This window comes from Bartonella sp. MM73XJBT.G (genome assembly GCF_028618435.1).
Taxonomy (GTDB): Bacteria; Pseudomonadota; Alphaproteobacteria; order Rhizobiales; family Rhizobiaceae; genus Bartonella.
In genome coordinates this window covers 114,651-133,158 of record NZ_JAQISW010000005.1, presented here as the reverse complement: position 1 = coordinate 133,158, position 18,508 = coordinate 114,651, and the positions used below count along the sequence as shown (strand labels likewise).

The 18,508-nt window shown below is 39.0% G+C and carries 14 protein-coding genes; all 14 read left to right on the top strand.

Features of this window, described 5'->3' with window-relative positions:
- Positions 1 to 197: 197 nt before the first annotated feature.
- The 14 genes from PVV59_RS09910 (at position 198) to PVV59_RS04460 (ending at position 18,503) form a co-directional block, all read left to right on the top strand.
- Positions 198 to 515 (top strand): hypothetical protein, encoded by a 318-nt coding sequence (locus PVV59_RS09910; protein WP_404978354.1) that lies wholly within the window; start codon positions 198 to 200, stop codon positions 513 to 515.
- A 90-nt stretch (positions 516 to 605) separates the two neighbouring features.
- Positions 606 to 1,052 (top strand): hypothetical protein, encoded by a 447-nt coding sequence (locus PVV59_RS04520; protein WP_273754842.1) that lies wholly within the window; start codon positions 606 to 608, stop codon positions 1,050 to 1,052.
- Between the two features lie 985 nt (positions 1,053 to 2,037).
- On the top strand, positions 2,038 to 2,211 hold the full coding sequence (locus PVV59_RS04515; protein WP_273754841.1) for a hypothetical protein: 174 nt from the start codon (positions 2,038 to 2,040) through the stop codon (positions 2,209 to 2,211).
- 14 nt (positions 2,212 to 2,225) lie between these two features.
- On the top strand, positions 2,226 to 3,362 hold the full coding sequence (locus PVV59_RS04510; RefSeq protein WP_273754840.1) for an MFS transporter: 1,137 nt from the start codon (positions 2,226 to 2,228) through the stop codon (positions 3,360 to 3,362).
- A gap of 1,137 nt (positions 3,363 to 4,499) precedes the next feature.
- Positions 4,500 to 5,843: an MATE family efflux transporter gene (locus PVV59_RS04505; RefSeq protein WP_273754839.1), complete on the top strand. Its 1,344-nt coding sequence runs from the start codon at positions 4,500 to 4,502 to the stop codon at positions 5,841 to 5,843.
- A 639-nt stretch (positions 5,844 to 6,482) separates the two neighbouring features.
- Positions 6,483 to 8,399: a site-specific DNA-methyltransferase gene (locus tag PVV59_RS04500; protein ID WP_273754838.1), complete on the top strand. Its 1,917-nt coding sequence runs from the start codon at positions 6,483 to 6,485 to the stop codon at positions 8,397 to 8,399.
- Between the two features lie 28 nt (positions 8,400 to 8,427).
- A complete protein-coding gene (locus PVV59_RS04495; protein ID WP_273754837.1) occupies positions 8,428 to 11,625 on the top strand; it encodes a DEAD/DEAH box helicase family protein in 3,198 nt (1,065 codons plus the stop codon).
- A gap of 409 nt (positions 11,626 to 12,034) precedes the next feature.
- Complete coding sequence (locus PVV59_RS04490) at positions 12,035 to 12,691, top strand: hypothetical protein (protein WP_273754836.1); 657 nt, start codon at positions 12,035 to 12,037, stop codon at positions 12,689 to 12,691.
- 151 nt (positions 12,692 to 12,842) lie between these two features.
- Positions 12,843 to 13,199 carry a hypothetical protein gene (locus PVV59_RS04485; protein ID WP_273754835.1) on the top strand — a complete coding sequence of 119 codons (357 nt, stop codon included), beginning with the start codon at positions 12,843 to 12,845 and terminating at the stop codon, positions 13,197 to 13,199.
- Between the two features lie 523 nt (positions 13,200 to 13,722).
- Positions 13,723 to 13,788 (top strand): hypothetical protein, encoded by a 66-nt coding sequence (locus PVV59_RS09905; protein ID WP_273721516.1) that lies wholly within the window; start codon positions 13,723 to 13,725, stop codon positions 13,786 to 13,788.
- A 115-nt stretch (positions 13,789 to 13,903) separates the two neighbouring features.
- On the top strand, positions 13,904 to 14,293 hold the full coding sequence (locus tag PVV59_RS04475) for a class I SAM-dependent methyltransferase (protein ID WP_273754834.1): 390 nt from the start codon (positions 13,904 to 13,906) through the stop codon (positions 14,291 to 14,293).
- A 59-nt stretch (positions 14,294 to 14,352) separates the two neighbouring features.
- Entirely contained in the window at positions 14,353 to 14,664 is a 312-nt protein-coding gene (locus tag PVV59_RS04470; RefSeq protein WP_273754833.1) for a hypothetical protein, read from the top strand.
- On the top strand, positions 14,649 to 16,418 hold the full coding sequence (rimL, locus tag PVV59_RS04465) for a 50S ribosomal protein L7/L12-serine acetyltransferase (protein ID WP_273754831.1): 1,770 nt from the start codon (positions 14,649 to 14,651) through the stop codon (positions 16,416 to 16,418). Before PVV59_RS04470 ends, rimL begins: the two co-directional genes overlap by 16 nt.
- Before the next feature lie 657 nt (positions 16,419 to 17,075).
- Positions 17,076 to 18,503, top strand: coding sequence for a glutamine synthetase family protein (locus PVV59_RS04460; RefSeq protein WP_273754830.1), 1,428 nt, complete (start codon positions 17,076 to 17,078; stop codon positions 18,501 to 18,503).
- The last annotated feature ends 5 nt before the right edge of the window (positions 18,504 to 18,508 follow it).

The window sequence follows — 18,508 nt, the reverse complement described above, 5'->3', positions numbered from 1 at the left end:
TCTCTTGCAATCTTATGGTCTGATATTGTAATTGGTACCCTGTTTTACGTGGTCAGGCTATGAATGCCTAGAGCGAGAAAAAGCAGGGTCTTTTAATGGATGTGCGGGGCATCATTGTTATGTTGCTGGGACTTGGGATTTGCGTCTGATCATGAAATATCATTAGCGCAAAAAGATGTTTTTAAAGGTAAAGATATATTTTTAATATTCCTATAAAACTTCGAGAAGAGATAGAATTATCTATTAGAAAACATATAAATGTCCAGTGTGATAATATTATCGAATTACATGACATTATCGCTCTTGCCTGCCATTTTGACATATTGCCTAAAATCTCATTGAGATTGTGCCATGTACTGGCAAACGAGGAGAGATTGCATTTTGGTATGACTGCGGTGGAGTTACATGCCGCATTATCTTCGCTAGAATCCAATAGGAGTAGGTTTAATGGGGTGCATTTGCATGTGGGCTCTAATTTGAATTCGACTGAGTTTAAGAGTATCCACCTTAACTAAGGCTGGAAAGGATATTTACGCATTGAAGGATCAGATAAGTTTTATCGGTCTAGGCGGGGATATCTGACTTCCACAGCGTTCTGCAATGCCGTGAGGGTCAATGACGAATACCCTCGTAAAGTTTATGAGGCGTTGTCACAATTGCGTTGTGATTTACATAAGCTTACGGTAATTATTGAACCTAGGCGTGTTATATCTGAAGATTATGGTTATTTATTTTCAAATATGAGCTCTATAAAAGAGTGGAAGGGTACGGACTTAATAACAATCTTGGCTCTGGGGACGTGTGCTCGATCTGCACAGTATTACGAGAATAGAGTGCCGCAAATTTTGTCTTTTCGAGATATGAGCGGTGAATTGAGTTTAACGGATGCCGTTGGTTCAAATTGTTATGAGCATAGTATTCTTGTAAGAAATATGTCTATCCCATTAGATTTATCCTTAGATGACAAATTTATGCTGCCGGCATGTGGGAGCTATGATATAATGAATGCGTCAGATTGGATTCAAACGCGGTCTCAAATTATCATTTTTTGAAGAAAATGACGATTCGTATGGCGCTTATCGCTTTGCTTATTAGGTATTGTGCTTTGTTGGAGCATGTCTAGTCATAAAGTGCTTTCTGGTTGATGGTGAATCTTTAGTTGCGAGTGGATAGCTTGGTAGGTGGTTATTCCAAAGCGTGGTCATTTTAGGGAGACTGCGATAGTTGCTGTCGAATAAAGGAGATTTTCTGCAGTTGTATAAAACCTAGTGCGGTGCAAAATGTTCGTGCTTATTTGCAAAACATATTTAATTTGATTCGTCGATCTTTTGTACGAGTAGAAAGTGAGCACCGATGTATCATGTGCAGTACTATTTTCATTTTTACAACTGTTCTCATTCTCATTTCTCTTGTTTTTTGCTTAAGAAACCTGTGCTTCTCGGACCTTTTTGCGTATGAATGATAATAGAGCAAAGACCTTTCTTTCGTGATTTTTTTGCTCAAAAGAGCCGAACTATCTCAATGAGAAGAATTCTTATCTAAAAAGATCTTTTCTCGATTTATTATTTATTTTCAATTGGATAAAATTGTCCAGTTTTACGTTAGTAAACACATTCTATGGGTAGCATGTATATATTGTCCAATGGCATTTCTGTAAACATTGATTCTAATTTGTCATTAAATGACGATGCCTTAGTAACTCATAAAGATCGTCAGCTAAAATCACAAGCTTTATGGAAAAATTTCATATCCACCGCCAAAGATCTCTTTGGGCTATCCGTTGAAGGAGAAGTGTACGTTCTCTCCAGTTAAAAGACGGCGTTTGATATTCAGATCATTTCGAACTGCATCTTGATTTTGAAGTGATTGCGTTGTACAAAATCTCCAAACAGGATGACGAGTTCCTCGTTTATTTTTTATGTTTTTCAACAGTTCTTTATTGCCAAGAATTTGTTTTTTTTGGGGGGGGGGGCAGCGTATCAAGTCTTGTACCAAGAAATTTTCCAAAAAATTTTATTAAAAATAATGCAAATGGATGTGCAAGATGAACAAATACTTGCTGAGGATATTTTATCAACGATTGTAACTGCTTGTGGGCATCATATTGTACAAAAAATGCTCAATGACATAAATAGTCATTCAGGTCGTTACAGGGCGCCTATTTTTTCAGTGAAGGGACAAAAAAGGGTTGTTGATTACCATAATTCTTAGGTCAGAAGGTTGCCATGTTTAAAATTCTTTTTATCTCGCTGGCTATGTTTGCATTAGGTTTGGATGCTTATGTTGTTGCCGGTCTTCTTCCCAAAATTGCCGTCAGCTTTGATTTGAGTGAAGCCGCGGTAGGGCAAGCTGTGACAATTTTTACATTCTGTTACGCGCTTTCTGCCCCTTTTTTTACTCTGCTTTTTGCAATGAAAGAGGCAAGAAAAACTCTGCTTTATGCACTGTTCGTTTTCCTTGTTGCTAATGGTGTAAGCGCGTGTTCTGTCAACTATCCGATGCTGCTTGTCTCTCGTGCTATTGCTGGCTTTGGGGCTGGTTTGTTTTCTCCTATAGCTATGGTCGCTGCTACGCATCTCGTATGTGCTGAGAAGAAAGGGCGCGCATTAGGCATGACACTTGGTGGTATGAGTTGTGGGACAGTGTTAGGCGTGCCGCTTGGTTTGCTGATTAGCGATTATTTTAGCTGGCGTTCCAGCTTTGGGTTGGTGGTTTTATTTTCAATGATAGCTTTTGCTGGGCTTTGGCGGGGGTTGCCACGGCTTGCAATTGCTGCGCCAGCGTCTGTAAAAGAGAGAATACGGGTCTTAGCAGATAAAAGAGTTTTTATTACAGTTTTTATTACTCTTCTAACAGCGGTTGCGAGCTTAGGCGCATATACTTATATGATCCCTATTATTGCAAGATCTGTTCCTAATCTCGACATGGTTGCTGCTTTTTGGGTTTGGGGTGCGGGTGGCGTTATTGGGAGTTTTTCTATCGGTTATTTAATTGATAAAACGAAAGGTACACCTTTGTTATTATTAGCGCTTCTTTCACTCATGGCCATGGCGATTTTTTCGTTGTATTTCGCGCAATATTTGCACAGCATTTTATTTTTCCCGTTGTTTGTTTGGGGGATGACAGGGTGGGCTTCTTTGGCACCGCAACAGCATAGTTTGTTATCCTATCAACCACAACATAGTAATGCTGTATTAGCGCTTAATGGTTCTTGTAATTATCTTGGAAGTGCATTAGGCGCCTTACTGGGGGGGGTGGTTGGATCGTTTTTATCGTACAGCTATATACCTTTATTCGCTACCCTTATTCTTATTGTGGCTTTTTTACTAAAGATTATGTTAACAAGGTGCCTAGAGTTATGAGCCGCGGTGATGCTAAGCGTGTCTCGCTGTTTAGCTGTAATGGCTGACCAATTTAAGCGGCGCTTGGCGGGCCTTCAAAGTTAGCAGTGATCTCAGGGCGGTTTGCAGCACTTTCTGAGAACATTAATATTTCCTGTTGGTTTGCGCGCATTTTACTTCTGAAAAAATGAGAACGTTCGAACCGATGTAACGCATGCAGTACCATTTAGCTTTGTGCAACTATTCTCATTTCTCTTGTTTTTTCCTTAAGGAACCTGTGCTTCTCGGACTTTTTTTGCATATGAATGATAATAGAGCAAAGACCTTTCTTTCGTGATTTTTTGCTCAAAAGAGTCGAATTGTCTCAATGAGCAGAGTTCTTATCTAAAAAGGTCTTTTCTCGATTTATTATTTATTTTCAATGGGATAAAATTGTCCAGTTTTGCGTTACTAAACACATTCTATGGGTAGCATATTATGCTGTCCAATGGCATTTCTGTAGACATTGATTCTAATTTATCATTAAATGACGATGCTTTAGTAACTCATAATGCTCGTCAGCTAAAATCATAAGCTTTATGGAAAAATTTCATGTCCACCGCCACAGATCTCTTTGGGCTATTCGTTGAAGGAGGGGTATATGCTCTCTCCAGTTAAAAGACGGCGTTTGATATTCAGATCATTTCGAACTGCATCTTGATTTTGAAGTGATTGCGTTGTACAAAATCTCCAAACAGGATGACGAGTTTCTCGTTTATTTTTTATGTTTTTCAACAGTTCTTTATTGCCAAGAATTCGTTTTTAGGGGGGAGCATATCAAGTCTTGTACCAAGAAATTTTCCCCCAAATTTTATTGAAAATACTGCAAATGGATGTGCAAGATGAACAAATACTTGCTGAGGATATTTTATCAACGATTGTAGCTGTTTTGGCGCGTAATGTTGTACAAAAAAACGCATGGCATGAAGTCCAAAAAATCAATAAAGGCGCATTGCGTTTCTCCTTTAAGAACTGGGCATCTCCTCTTAGCTTAATGAGTTCTCATTATGCATCCTTTAGGCAAAACTTGCGATGGAAAGACTTTACGAAAAAAATCAATGTGTTTTGTTTAAAATATCTGAGCTTAATATGCCCTTCAATATGGAGGGGTGTTTCACAATGTTTGTTGTGATGAAGAAATTGCTCTCTCTTGGTATGCCAATGGCTATAGGGTTTATCTCTCAAATGATGATTTCTTTCACAGATGCAGCACTTGTGGCGCATTTAGGCGTTCAAGCCTTGAGTGGTACAATGTTGGCTCTGAGTATGTTTAGTTTTGTTATGTTGTTGGGGCTGGGAATTATTACCGCGGTTGCACCAAAACTTGCGGAAAGTTTTCGCAGACAAGATAGATATGCACTGAAGGCATGGTTTGATCAAGGAATATGGCTTTCCCTTTTGATTGGAATGATGAGTGTAATCATTTTATTCAATACGAGGAATATTTTATGTCTTCTTGGCCAAGATGAGGCAATTGCCAATATAGCGCAGGAATATAATAGTGGCGCTGCTATAGGGGTGGTGTTTTTTTATCTTTATGTCAATAGCCGTGGATTACTGTCAGCAATTGGTAATCCCAAGCCCTTAACTTGGATTATGCTTGCAGCTATCCCTATAAATTTTCTCATCTCTTGGCTGCTTATTTTTGGTATAGGTCCTGCAAGCGGATTTGGTGTCTTTGGTGCTGGAATTGCAAGTAGTTTGATCCGTATTTTGATTGTTATGGCAGTAGCAATAATTCTGTCCCGCAATTCTACTTTTAGTTCCTTTCACTTTAATTATTTAAGACCAAAGTTAGAAATTGCACGAATAATACAATTACTGTTCATAGGACTTCCCATTGGTATCCGTATTCTTATTGCGGAAGGCTTTCCTTCTGTCATTGCCTTCATGATTACAGCTTTTGGGGTCGAATCTTTGGCTGCGCATACGATTGGAATGCGTATCGATATGCTGATTTCTGTGGTCGCTTTGGGGATTTCCAGTGCAGCTACGACCATAGCAGCGTGGTATCAAGCTGATCGGAATCATATGGCTCTAAAACAGTTGCGTATGAGTATCACAGTTTTTGCTGTCTCTTATGTTTTGTTTTTATCAGGGTTTGTTTATTTCTCTTATGAATTCATTCTTACAACCATTTTTGATATTTCTTCACTCCACGTTGTTATTCTCTCTTGGGAGTTGCTTCCGTTTGTCTTATTGTCTTTTGCTTTTGGCATTTTAGGGGCTATGCTCAATGGCATACTTGTGGGTTTGCTTGATACGTTTTGGTCAACCATTGTTGTCACAATAAGCTATTGGGGGCTAGGCTTATTTGGGGGCGCGCTCATGGCACATTTTTTTGAATATGGCTTTATGGGTTATTGGTTTGGCATGATTGGCGCAAGCTTAATCGTTTCTGTCTTTAATTATATGCGCGTGGGTTATTTAATAAAACGCAATCCTCTGTTTGGTACGGGGTGAGTGTTATAAAGTGCTGTAAGCACTAGAGGTGAAGGCTAACCACTCACCGTCCATAGAGGCTATTTCCTTCTGTGGAGATAACAAGAGAGGTTATAAAACTTGCTTAATCTTGAAAAGAAGTACCTTTGATTGAGCCTCAATATGATCTGTTGAGTTTTGAAAATAATATGCGTTATGGTGACATCGTCAAATTGGCGATTCAGTGTTTTTATTTGTCAGAAATGTAGCGGGCACTAGAATATAGCCATATTTGGGATGGGCTTGTACCAATTGATAAGCTTATTGATAATGTTTGTAAGTGCCATAATAACGCACAAGAAGAAAGAGAAAATCGCTGTCTTTATTATGCGAAACAGCGCGCCAACTTAGAGTGCGAAATTATTGCTCTTGCAAAGTAAGGCAAAAAAAGCAAAATGTCAAAATGTGGTAATGCGAATTGATCTAGCTGATTTGCGTAAGCGAAAAAAGATAAAACAAGCACAAGAAACTTTGAAAGATAAAGAGAACAGCTTATACGACACTTTGCATGAAAGTAAATTTGCAGAGGATACAGAAATAAATAGGATAAAAGGAATTGCGACGTACAAAAGAAATATTCATAGACATATTTTATACTAAGCGTAACGGAGAAGCGCAAAGATGAGTATAATAGCGGGTGAAGATAAAATAGAGGGCATGAGTCAAAGCCCAGTTAATCCAGACATAGAAAAGTTAAAAGCAGCCTTTCCGCAATGTTTTGCTGAGGGAAAGCTAGATATAGATCAGCTTCTTAATCTATGCGGCGAATATATCGATAATGATTTTGAGAAATTCAAATTTGAATGGAAGGGTAAAGGAGCGAGTTTAAAGCTTGCGCAAAAGCCTTCACTTGGGACATTGCGTCCGAAGCGCGAGGAGAGCGTAAACTTTGATAATACGCATAATCTTTATATTAAGGGCGATAATCTTGAAGTGTTAAAACTTATCCAGCGGGCTTATTTTGGCCAAGTGAAGATGATCTATATAGACCCACCTTATAATACGGGGAATGATTTTATCTATGGTGATGATTTTAAAGACCCGTTAGCGCGCTATAAGGAAGTAACAAGCCAAACGACAAAATCAAATCCTGAGACAATGGGGCGGTTTCACACGGCGTGGCTCAATATGATTTATCCGCGGTTACGCTTGGCGCAAACTTTATTGCGTGATGATGGGGTGATCTTTATCTCAATAGATGATCATGAAGTGCATAATTTGCGCAAAGTGTGCGATGAGGTGTTTGGCGAAGAGAATTTTGTTGCTCAATTGGTGTGGGAGAAGGTTCACACGCGCAAGAATTCAGCGAAATATTTTTCTGTCAGCCATGAATATATTATATGCTACGCAAAGTATAAGGAAAATTTCAAGAGAAATTTACTACCGCGGCAGGATAGCTCTGCATATAAGAATCCAGATAATCACCCAAAGGGTCCTTGGAAAGCAGACCCTATTACTGCGCATAAGCCTTATGCGGCAAATTATACAATTACGAAGCCTAATGGGGTGGTTCTGAAAAGGCCGCAAGGCCGTTACTGGGCTTTTAGCGAAAAAGTTTTGAAAGAGAAAATTGCTAATAATGAGATCATATGGGGTGAAGGGGAATCCTACCCTATGATTAAAAGGTTTTTAAGTGAGACTCAAGATGGGTTGGTTCCTACGACTTTTTTCGGCAAGGAAATCGGTGCTAATTTTGATGAGGAATTTGCAGGAATTTTTAAACGAGAGTTTTCAGGTGATACCGCTTTTTCCAAACGTGAAATTGATCAATTAATGAATGTTCAAGGACTGTTTGAGTATATTAAACCTACCAAACTTATAAAATTGCTCATGCAAATCGGCACGAACAAAGACGACATCATCCTCGATTTTTTTGCGGGCTCTAGTACAACGGCGCATGCAGTGATGGCTTTGAATGCCGAAGATGGTGGTAATCGCAAATTCATTATGGTGCAATTGCCTGAATTGTGTGATGAGAAGAGCGAAGCTTACAAGGCAGGTTATAAGAATATATGCGACATAGGAATTGAACGTATTCGACGCGCTGGTGCACAAATCAAGCAAAAGCATGAAGCAGAACTTATACGTGAGCAGCCTCTAGACATTGGATTTCGTCTGCTAGAGCTGGATAGTTCTAACTTTCCCATATGGGACGATAGCCCGATTGATCCGAATGCACTTAATGTTAAGGAACAATTGAAAATGCGCTTTGATCATATTCTGCGAGGGGTAAATCCCGAACGCTCTCATCAAGATGTTATTTTCGAGATCATGCTTAAATATGGTTGGCCACTGGATTTAAAAATTTATCCTTTACCAATCAATGGAAAAAAATTCTATTATATAGGCGAGAGCGAAGGCGATGTCTTGGTGATTATAGCCATAGATCCGCCTTTTGAACCTGAAGATGCGGAGGAGATGATAAAGTACTTGCCCGTAAAAATCGTAGCGCTTAATGCGGCTTTTGAAGGTGATGAGGCGCTTATTAATTGCGACTTTATCTTTAAAGACAATGAAGTAAGTTTTGATAAAATTTAAATTATAGAAAGACGATTGGGGCGTCTATATGAAACTTAAATTTAAACAACAAGAATTTCAAAATTATGTGGTTAAAAGCGTCACTGATTTATTTAAAGGACAACCGCAAAGAGCTTCTTCTTTTTCCTTGCGTTTAGAACAAGGACAATTAGCGTTAAATGAATTTGGTTATGGTAATCAATTATTGATTAGTGATGAAAACATATTAGCAAATTTACGAGAGGTGCAACAGAACAATAAACTCTTGGCGAGTAAGACGCTAGAGCAAAAGCAATTTTCTATTGAGATGGAAACGGGGACAGGCAAAACCTATGTCTATACCAAAACGATTTTTGAGTTAAATCAACGCTATGGCTTTACCAAATTTATTATTGTCGTACCAAGTGTTGCTATTCGCGAAGGGGTATATAAATCACTGCAGGTAACGAGGGAGCATTTTCAAGCAGAGTTTGATAATCTGCCCTATCGTTATTTTATTTATAATTCAAAAGATCTTTCGCAAATTCGCCAATTTGCAAACTCGACCAATATTGAAATTATGATTATCAATATTGATGCATTTAAAAAAGCAGAAAATATTATCAATCTTCCGCAGGATAAACTGAATGGCGAAAGTGCTATGCGCTATATCCAAGACACAAATCCGATTGTGATCATAGATGAACCGCAATCGGTGGATAATACAGCAAAAGCGAAGGAGGCTATTGCGAGCCTTAACCCGCTTTGTGTTTTCCGCTATAGTGCCACGCATAAAGAGGAGATTAATCTTTTATATCGTCTAACACCTGTTGATGCTTATAAAAAAGGATTGGTAAAGCAAATTTGTGTCTCTTCTAATCAGATAGAGAAAGATTTTAATCGTCCCTATGTTGCCTTAAAAGGCGTATCACACGAACATGGCTTTAAGGCGCGCTTAGAGTTGGATGTTGTGGGAAAGAATGGCACTGTTAGCCGCAAAATGGTTACAGTGAGGCAAGGCGATGATCTGTATCTCATTACGGGCGGGCGTGAGCTTTATAAAGGCTATATTGTTTCGGGTATCAATTGCATGGCGGAGGATGAAGCCGTTGAATTTTCTAATACTGAAATCGTCAAATTTGGTCATGCGCTTGGTGATGTGAATACAATAGAGCTTAGACGCGCGCAAATTTATCGCACTATAGAAACACATTTAGATAAGGAATTGCGGCTTGTGCCTTTAGGGATCAAAGTTTTATCGTTGTTTTTTATTGATGAGGTAGCTAAATATCGTAGCAATGATGAAGAGCCAGCGCTTTATGAGTGTATGTTTGAAGAATGTTATGAAGAGCTGTTGGCGAAAGAGAAGTATGCACCATTGCGAACTAAGTTTGCGCAAAATGTTCGAAACGTGCACGGCGGTTATTTCTCGCAAGACAAGAAGGGTGTGTATAAGGATACAAAAGGCGACAGCCAAGTCGATGATGACACTTATAACACGATTATGCGTGATAAGGAGTGGTTATTATCTTTTGCATGTCCCTTACGTTTTATCTTTTCGCATTCGGCATTGAGAGAAGGCTGGGATAATCCGAATGTGTTTCAAGTTTGCATGTTAATTGAGCAAAAATCGAATTTTACCGCACGGCAAAAGATTGGTCGCGGTTTGCGCTTGTGCGTAAACCAACAAGGTGAGCAGGTGGAAGATAAAGATATAAATGTGCTGCATGTTATGGTGAATGAAAGCTTTTCTGAGTTTGTGAGTACATTGCAAAAAGAATTAGAGGCGGATATTGGTTATAAACTTGGTACATTGCAGATGGAGCAGTTGGTTGGCTGTATTTATGAAGATGTGAAATATGTGGTCGCTAAAGTGGAAGTGCCTCAAGCACAAAAAATTGTTAAAATGCTTGTTGCAAAAGATTTGATTGATGAGGCGGGTGTCGTTAAAGTAGACCAAGATTTAGTGGCGAATGAATTTGAAGTTATAGGAACGTCGGAAATACCACGCGAGTTACGTCAAGAAATTATGAAAAAAATTGATGCGGGCACACTTATTAATGTTGAGACGCTGCAAGATCTGACTTATACGACAGTGGTAACGGAAACAAAGAGTCTGTCTTCGCAAGAGGCTGCTGATATATTGGTTGAGTTGCGTGAAAAAGCCTTGCTTACATCAGCAGGGAAAATCACAGATACATTAAAAATGCAATGGGCAGCTGGGACGTTGGATTTAAGTGAACGTTTTAGTAAAGGGCAAAAGCAAGCTGTGCTGCAGGCGCTAGAAGCGAGCCAAGCCATGCCGATTATTCGTAATGCTACGCGCGAGGTGCGGGTTAAGCTTAAAAAACAAACAGTCGCTTCGCCTGAGTTTCTGGCATTATGGGAGAAGATCAATAAAAAGACCACTTATCGTGCAAAGCTTGATTGCACAGAGTTTGTCGTCAAAGCAGTGGATGCAGTGGAAAAAATGCCGCCAGTTGCGCCTGCGCATTTGGTTTATCAGACAGCAGAGATAGAACTGGATAGTACTGGTGTGACCTATGAAGAGAAGTTATTAAAGCAGAGTACACTTGATTATAGTTCGTGTGCACTGCCGAACATTGTAAATTATTTGACCTTAAAGCTGAAATTAACTGCAAAGACGATTATTAGTATTTTGATAAAGAGTGGTCGTGAGCATGAGTTTGTGAAAAATCCACAAGCTTTTTTAGAGCGTATAGAAGAAATACTCAATAAAACCCATGTTAATTTGACAATTGATGGCATTAAATATTTAAAGCTGGTAGGGCAAGAATATAGTGTGCAAGAGTTTTTTACCAGCGAAGAGCTTGTGGCAAATTTAGAGCGCACAGCTGTTGTGAGTGAGAAAAGTGTGTATGATCATGTAGTTTATGAAAGCAGTGTGGAGAAAGAGTTTGCACAAAGTCTTGAAAATGATCCTGAAGTCAGATTGTTTTTTAAATTGCCAAGAAGTTTTAAAATAGCCACTCCCATTGGTTCTTATACGCCTGATTGGGCGGTCTTTTTAGAGCGGGATGGCGAACAAAAGCTTTACTTTGTGCTGGAGACAAAAGGGGCAAACAGCGAGTTTGATTTGCGTCTTAAAGAAATGCTGAAGATTAAATGCGGCAAAGCGCATTTTGCTGCACTGCAAACGAGCGTTGCGTTTAACGATCAGCCGGTGACAGATTGGCGTGAATATAAGCGTACTTTGCTCGAAGGAGAGCATGAGTTTCCAAGTGCTGCGGTAGTTGTTGCAGAATGATTGGTGTATGAAATACTTAACGTGGGCACGGGAGAAGAGAAAAGCTTTTTATATCAAGATAATAAAGTGACAAAAGATAGCTATACTGCATACTTCATGTTAAATTGGATTGTTTTCATTTAATACAGGAGGTAAAGTTATGAAAACTAAAGATATGTATAAACCACTGAAAAAAATTTAAATGAAGCGGGTTGATGTTGCTGCACTTAAAGCCCAAGCAAGTGAGCAGAAAATAGCTGCTCGAGGTGCTCTCACGAATTGAGGTGTTAGAAACTATAAAGTTGGCGGCAAAAAAAGCTGCTAGCTTTATGGCTTTTGGATATATTCATGACGATAGATTATGAAGTTTAAAAATTGCTCTATGGCTGTGCGGCAATGAGTGGTGTTCGTTTGATTACCGGTTCCTTCCATGCTTTTTTTATTGTCTATGGGCATTAGTATAACACAGTTAGCTTTATTGCAAATTGTGTTTAGCGTGGCTATTTGTATTTTTGAAGTGCCTTGTGGGATTTTAGGAGATAAACTCGGCGTTAAACAAAATGTTATCCTATCATGTTTTTTTTTTGCGCTCTTCTTCTTTTTATGTACTCACGGGGCTAATCTTTCTGTCTTAATTCTGGCAGAAATTATTTATGCTTTAGGCTTTGCTTTATGTTCTGGCACGGATAGCGCATGGATTAAAGGCTTAATCGATGGTGGTGGTGACAAGGGTAGTTTGATCTACCACCAAGTAAATGCCTATAAGCGGGAACTGACAGCATTCATGAATACGGTTGCTGGTGCGCTAGGTGTTCTTATTGTTTTGTGTATGGATAATTATCAGTCGGCATATTATTTTTGTTCTTTCGGGTTTCTCGTGCTTGTATTCTGGTTTAGTCGGGTGAGGGGGATAGGTATTGCATCCGTTTCGGGACGTCAGCCAAGGGACTCGGGTTCTTTGTTGCATGCAGCAGAAGCTTTTATTTATTTAGTTACCTCAAAAATCAGGTTATATTATATATTGATATGTGGTTTTATTGTTGCTGCATTGCAGCCAATATTTCATTTTGGCAACCTTTTATTTTAGGACAAGCAGGAGCATTAGACAATGCAACAGAAAAGACTAGAATTCTTATTCTTGGTTTGTGCTTTGTGTCTTATACTCTCATGGAATACTTATTTAATTGCTTTGTCATTAAATATCTTATAAAAAAATATGCTCCTATGGCGATAACTTTATGTTCACTGGTCTTGAGTGCTATTGTTATGCTTGCTTTGCTTCTCGTTGCAAACAGTTGGGCTCCCCTTATTTTATTCACCGTATTTCACAGTTTTTTTCTGTCCCCCTAACGCAGTTTGAAGCAGAATTTTTAAAACATATTCAACAAAAGAATGCGAATACGGTTTTATCCATTGTTAGTTTCCTTGCACGTATTTTGGGTATTTTAGCGCTTGTGCTGATAGGTTGGTTGGCGAATAATGTTTGTATAGAAGCAGCTTTTTGTTTCGCCTTGCTTTGTATATGTTTAATTATCCCGCTTAATTTGGCTTGGTTTTATACTGATAAAAAGTTAATAAAAGATGGGCAGTTTTGAGGGTGAAGATACAGTTGAATAGGATTTTGCCTATTACTTACATAAAGACATAGAAAAAAAATAGTGTGTGGGTCATCTTATATGGATTTCATCGAAATGAATAGCTGTACATCGTTTTTAGTAGAGATGCTGACCGATTTGAATACGCCAAATGATTGTGCTGCTATGAGCCAGAAGTATCGGAGCGAACAGATCAAGAAGCTTATAATATTGATGTTTTTCTAAAGAGTGGGTATATATTAGATTTTGCAAAGAAATCACAAGCTTTTTAGAGTGCGCAGAGGAAACCCTTAATAAAGCGCATGTCAATCTTACTATTGATGGTATTAGATATTTAAAACGAACTGACCAAGACTATAGCGTTGCAAGAATGTTTTGCAAGGAGAGATTTTTGGCGAATTTAGAACGGACCGCTGGGACGAGTGAGAAAAGCGTGTATGATCATGTGGTTTATAAGAGTAATATTGAGAAAGAATTTGCGTAACATCAATGATAATGCTCCGAAGTAAAATTATTTTCTAAATTGCCAAGGAGGTTTAAAATCGTGACGCTCTTAGGCTCTTACACGCCGGATTTGCGGTATTTTTAAAGCGAGAGGGAGAACAAAGGCTTTACTTTGCGCTGGAGAGCTGTTTTAAAGAAAGCCTATAAGGAGAAAATTATATGATGGAGCTTAGTGATACATTTGCGAAGTTTGAAGACATTTGTTCGATGAGTATCTTGATTTTGTAGCGCTGATGAAACAGGATAATACGCTGCTCAGTGGTAATTATACTGTTGATTATGAGATCGAGCATGCAGGCATTCATCGCGATTCTGTGTTGTTAGATCTTGCTGGCTCTACCGGTTACAGTTCGCGTTATTGTTTTGAAAAAACTGGATCTTCTGCAGAGGGCATTGATATATCTGAAGTAGCAATCATTATTGCTCGTGAGTTGGCCGCTAAGCTTGCTGCGGATAGTCGTTTACGCTATCAAGCTTCTGACGCCTGCAGCCTTCCTTTTTATGCAGAAACGTTCATGTACTTGGTGGATGTGATTTTGCATTTTTTCAAGCAAGAGAACAACCGCTGTCTGAGGTCAGTCGTGTTTTGAAAGTAGAGGGTATTCTTTGTACTTCAAATTTTTACTATAGAAGGGCGCTTAGCGATAAAATGATTACTGACGTTTATAGCGCTATAGGGTTCAAACCTGATCCTGCTTCGACGCTGCATTATTGGCATGACTTTTTGGGCAAAGCAGGATTGGAACTGGATCAAGAAAAAGATTATGAATTATCGTCTCGATCCTATGATGAGCTTAAAGACAATCTTCGTAGATATATTAGAATTGAAAATAAGTTCATTTGTTCGCTTGAGGAAAATATACAGGATGCATTTTATGAGCGATATCTTGCTATCCGTGCTCCTCTTAATGCTCAACGAGATTATCAGGGAGTTACCATACAGTTATGGCGCAAAAAATAGTAGCTCAAAATATCATCATGGCAGCTAAACGACTACGTGAACGCCAGCCTTATAGCGACGAGCCATTTTTTATATTCGATGTTGATTCTGCGCTGGAACGGGTTCTGCATCTGCAAGCGGTCTGTCAGCAATATTTTCTGGACGCAGTTATTGCTGTTTCGGTTAAGTCATGCTCGTTAGGTTTGTTGTTGCGACTAATCGCTGAGCACGGACTCAGTGCAGAAGTATGCACGGCAGATGAGCTTCAGCTAGCTTTAAAGGCGGGTTTTACTGGCGATAGGATTGTATTGGATGGACCTTATAAATCTCTCAAAGATCTTTCTCAAGGGATTGCTGAAAAGGCACTCATTCATGTCGACAGCCCGCACGAACTCAAGGCCATAATTGATCTGGTTTCTGATACTGACCGCGTAGTGGGTCTGGGCTTAAGATTGGCGCATTTTTACAAAGATAGCCAGCGTTCTCGTTTTGGAGTGACAGTGGAAGAGTTTGAGGAAGAAATCGTTCCCTTGCTGCAATCTTGCAAGAATGTTTATCTTAAGGGCTTTCATCTTCATATAGATGCGAATCTGGAAAGTTCGGCACGAATTATTGAGAACTTGCGTGATTGGCTTCCCTTCCTTTTAAAAAATATGCCTAAGGGAGGGTATCTTGATATGGGGGGCGGATTTCCAGCAGACTCCTTTTCAGCAGATGCTGGAGTTACGGCTACAAAACCACGGGAGTTTTTCCAAGAAATTTTTAATGTTTTATCTGAACAAGATCTCACTTTACCTGCTAGATGGAAATTGATTTTTGAGCTTGGTAGGTATATCAGCGAAGATCATGGTTATGCTGTAGGAAGAACTGTGAGTATTAAAAAGCGCGATCAGGTCGATATCATACAGACAAATCTTGGCATTAACTGGATACCTTCTGTCCGTGTTTGGCATCATTCGCTTGTGCCGTTAGAAGAGAAAAAAAACGCTTGTGGTAAACATGGTCAGATATTAGTAGGTTTTAACTGTTTTGAAAATGACTGCCTTTTTCCCAAGGCAGATTATGGTTTGGGCAAAGATCAGTTGTTTATTATTCGCGGTTGCGGTTCTTATGATTTACAAACTGCTCATGAATGGACGCGTTTTAAACCTCCCGTATACGCTTTATACAAAAAAGAAATCGTAACAGCTAGGCTTGCAGAAAATGCCTTACCAGCTGGGCGAGTAGATTTATTGTATAGAGAGGAAGCTATTAGTGTGGATAAAAATATTCAACTCGCACCCGCGTCCTCGAGATATGCTTCCGAACTTTTTAATATTATAGATCGTAATAGAAAGGAATTCAGTCAATATATGGCTTGGCCACGTTATGTTACGAATGAATATGATGAAGCTATTTTTCTTGACGTTTGCTTTTTACAACATCAGAAGAATGATGGAAAAACATATGCTATTTTGTTTGATGAAGTTCCAGTGGGATTACTTTCTTTCAATAGGATTGATAGTGGTAATAAGACCGCTTATATCGGCTATTGGCTTGATTTAAAACTTCAAGGAAAAGGGATTATCACTAAGTCTGTGGAGGCCTTGATACAGTCTTATTTGAAATCTGGCGAAATAAAAAGATTTGTCATAACATGCTCAGTAGACAACCAAAAAAGCAACGCAGTAGCACAGCGCTGTGGCTTTGAGCTTGAGGGAAGATTGAAAAAAGCTGAATTGTTAAACGGAGTTTTTCATGATCAGAATATTTATAGCTTTATAATGTATGATTAGCTAAAAAAGTATTTCTTGATATACTGTGTCAGTTTGTACCGATGAGGTAAATTGTCAATGCTGAATAAGATTCAGCTGGGCAAATAAGAAGTCAGAAGTCATATGTATAGCGTTTGGAGAGGGGCAAGAAAATCATTGAGGAGGGTGGTGTTCTCAATCAAGCTAGATTTGTTAGCAGAATAGGAAATTCGCCTTTCGTTCAGCTGTCCACGAATGCTGAGCGCTTCTCGTTGTCTCAAGCATTTATCGCAGTTGCGGTAAGGCGCAGTTAATGAGAAGCTATGATTGGGTATTTTGTTGTATAGATTTAGGAAGCAGAAGTGGCGATGCGTATCGCTTCTTTGTGGACATTAAAAGTAGAGCTATCATAATTACGTTGATCTTCCACTATAAGATTTTATATGGTTATTGCTTGCCAGAATAGCTTTAGGACTTTTGTTTTTTATAAACAGAACGTTAGCACAGATGTATCACATGCAGTGTCATTTTTCACTATGTTTAATATGATAAGCAGCTTATAATAATAACAAGGACTCTTTTGCCTTGATGGGAGTTGCATATTCTCTAAAAATTAAGTTGATAAGGATTTTTAGTAACGCTTAAACATGAAATGATACCATAATAGCGGGCTTTGATTGTTTTTAAAATTGGTGTGTTATGGTTGTGAAAAATGGTAAACAAATGAAAAAAAAAGGCTCTAAGCCTGTTTCTGGTTTTCTTAAAAAATTACGAGGTGTAAGCAATTGGCAGCAAGTTTCGCAGTGGCTAGCTTTCCGTAATGTAGAAGATATTGAATGTATTACTCCTGATCAAGCGGGGGTACCCCGTGGCAAAATGATGCTTTCTAAAAAATTTACCTCGGAAACATCATTGGCATTACCTTCAGCGGTTTTTGTCGCAACAATCTCAGGAGATTATCCTGAAGATGGTCATGGTTTTGAATATCCCAAAACTGATGGTGATCTACGCCTTGAGCCTGATTTGTCTACATTAAGCATTGTACCATGGGAAGATGCTCCCACAGCACAAGTGATTTGTGATCTTGTGTATCAAAATGGACATGTTGTCGATTACACACCACGAAATGTTTTGCGAAAAGTCGTTGATTTTTATACACAAATGGATCTAATGCCGGTTGTTTCACCAGAAATTGAGTTTTATTTAGTACAGAAAAATCCTGATCCTGATTATCCTTTAGTTCCTCCAGTTGGGCGTTCTGGACGTTCAATTGGTGGGGGACAAGGGTATTCGATTGCCGGTGTGAATGAATTTGATGAGTTCATTGATGATATTTATCATTTTTCGGAAGCGCAAGGGTTGGAGATTGATACCCTCATTCATGAGGAAGGGGCAGGGCAATTTGAAATCAATTTACGCCATGGTGATCCCATCGAATTAGCCGATCAAGTTTTTATGTTTAAACGAACAATTCGTGAAGCAGCACTAAAGCATAATATGTATGCTACTTTTATGGCCAAGCCTATTCAAGGGCAGCCAGGTTCTGCGATGCATATTCATCAATCCGTTGTTGATAAGAAGACAGGTATGAACATTTTTACACAAAAGGATGGTGAAGAAAGTGTTTGTTTTCGTCATTTTATTGGTGGATTACAAAGACATATGGCAGGATCACTTGTAATGCTTGCTCCTTATGTAAATTCCTATCGACGTCTTATGCCTGATATTTCAGCACCGGTTAATTTACGATGGGGATATGATAACCGTACCACAGCATTTCGTGTACCTCGTTCTGCTCCTCAAGCACGGCGTGTTGAAAATAGGCTTCCCTCGTCAGATTCTAATCCTTATTTAGCGCTTGCGGCTTCTTTGGCTTGCGGTCTCATTGGGCTACAGCAAAAGCTTGAACCCGATGAGCCAACAACAAGTAATGTGAATGCTGATAGCATTGAATTACCGCGTGGTCTCATTGAAGCGGTCAATTTATTTGAACAAGATAGAGCGATACGTGCTATTTTAGGGGATGTGTTTGTCAGTACTTATGCTGCAATCAAACGACAGGAATTTGAAACTTTTATGGAAGTGATTAGCCCGTGGGAGCGCGAATATCTCTTGCTTAATGTTTGAGGTTT

Excerpts from the sequence above, each read along its gene's own strand:
- PVV59_RS04485 (WP_273754835.1), top strand. The coding sequence starts at position 12,843 with ATGTTCACTGGTCTTGAGTGCTATTGTTATGCTTGCTTTGCTTCTCGT.
- PVV59_RS04505 (WP_273754839.1), top strand. The coding sequence starts at position 4,500 with ATGTTTGTTGTGATGAAGAAATTGCTCTCTCTTGGTATGCCAATGGCT.
- PVV59_RS04470 (WP_273754833.1), top strand. The coding sequence starts at position 14,353 with ATGATTACTGACGTTTATAGCGCTATAGGGTTCAAACCTGATCCTGCT.
- rimL (WP_273754831.1), top strand. The coding sequence starts at position 14,649 with ATGGCGCAAAAAATAGTAGCTCAAAATATCATCATGGCAGCTAAACGA.
- PVV59_RS04460 (WP_273754830.1), top strand. The coding sequence starts at position 17,076 with ATGGTTGTGAAAAATGGTAAACAAATGAAAAAAAAAGGCTCTAAGCCT.
- PVV59_RS04500 (WP_273754838.1), top strand. The coding sequence starts at position 6,483 with ATGAGTATAATAGCGGGTGAAGATAAAATAGAGGGCATGAGTCAAAGC.
- PVV59_RS04510 (WP_273754840.1), top strand. The coding sequence starts at position 2,226 with ATGTTTAAAATTCTTTTTATCTCGCTGGCTATGTTTGCATTAGGTTTG.
- PVV59_RS04490 (WP_273754836.1), top strand. The coding sequence starts at position 12,035 with ATGCTTTTTTTATTGTCTATGGGCATTAGTATAACACAGTTAGCTTTA.
- PVV59_RS04495 (WP_273754837.1), top strand. The coding sequence starts at position 8,428 with ATGAAACTTAAATTTAAACAACAAGAATTTCAAAATTATGTGGTTAAA.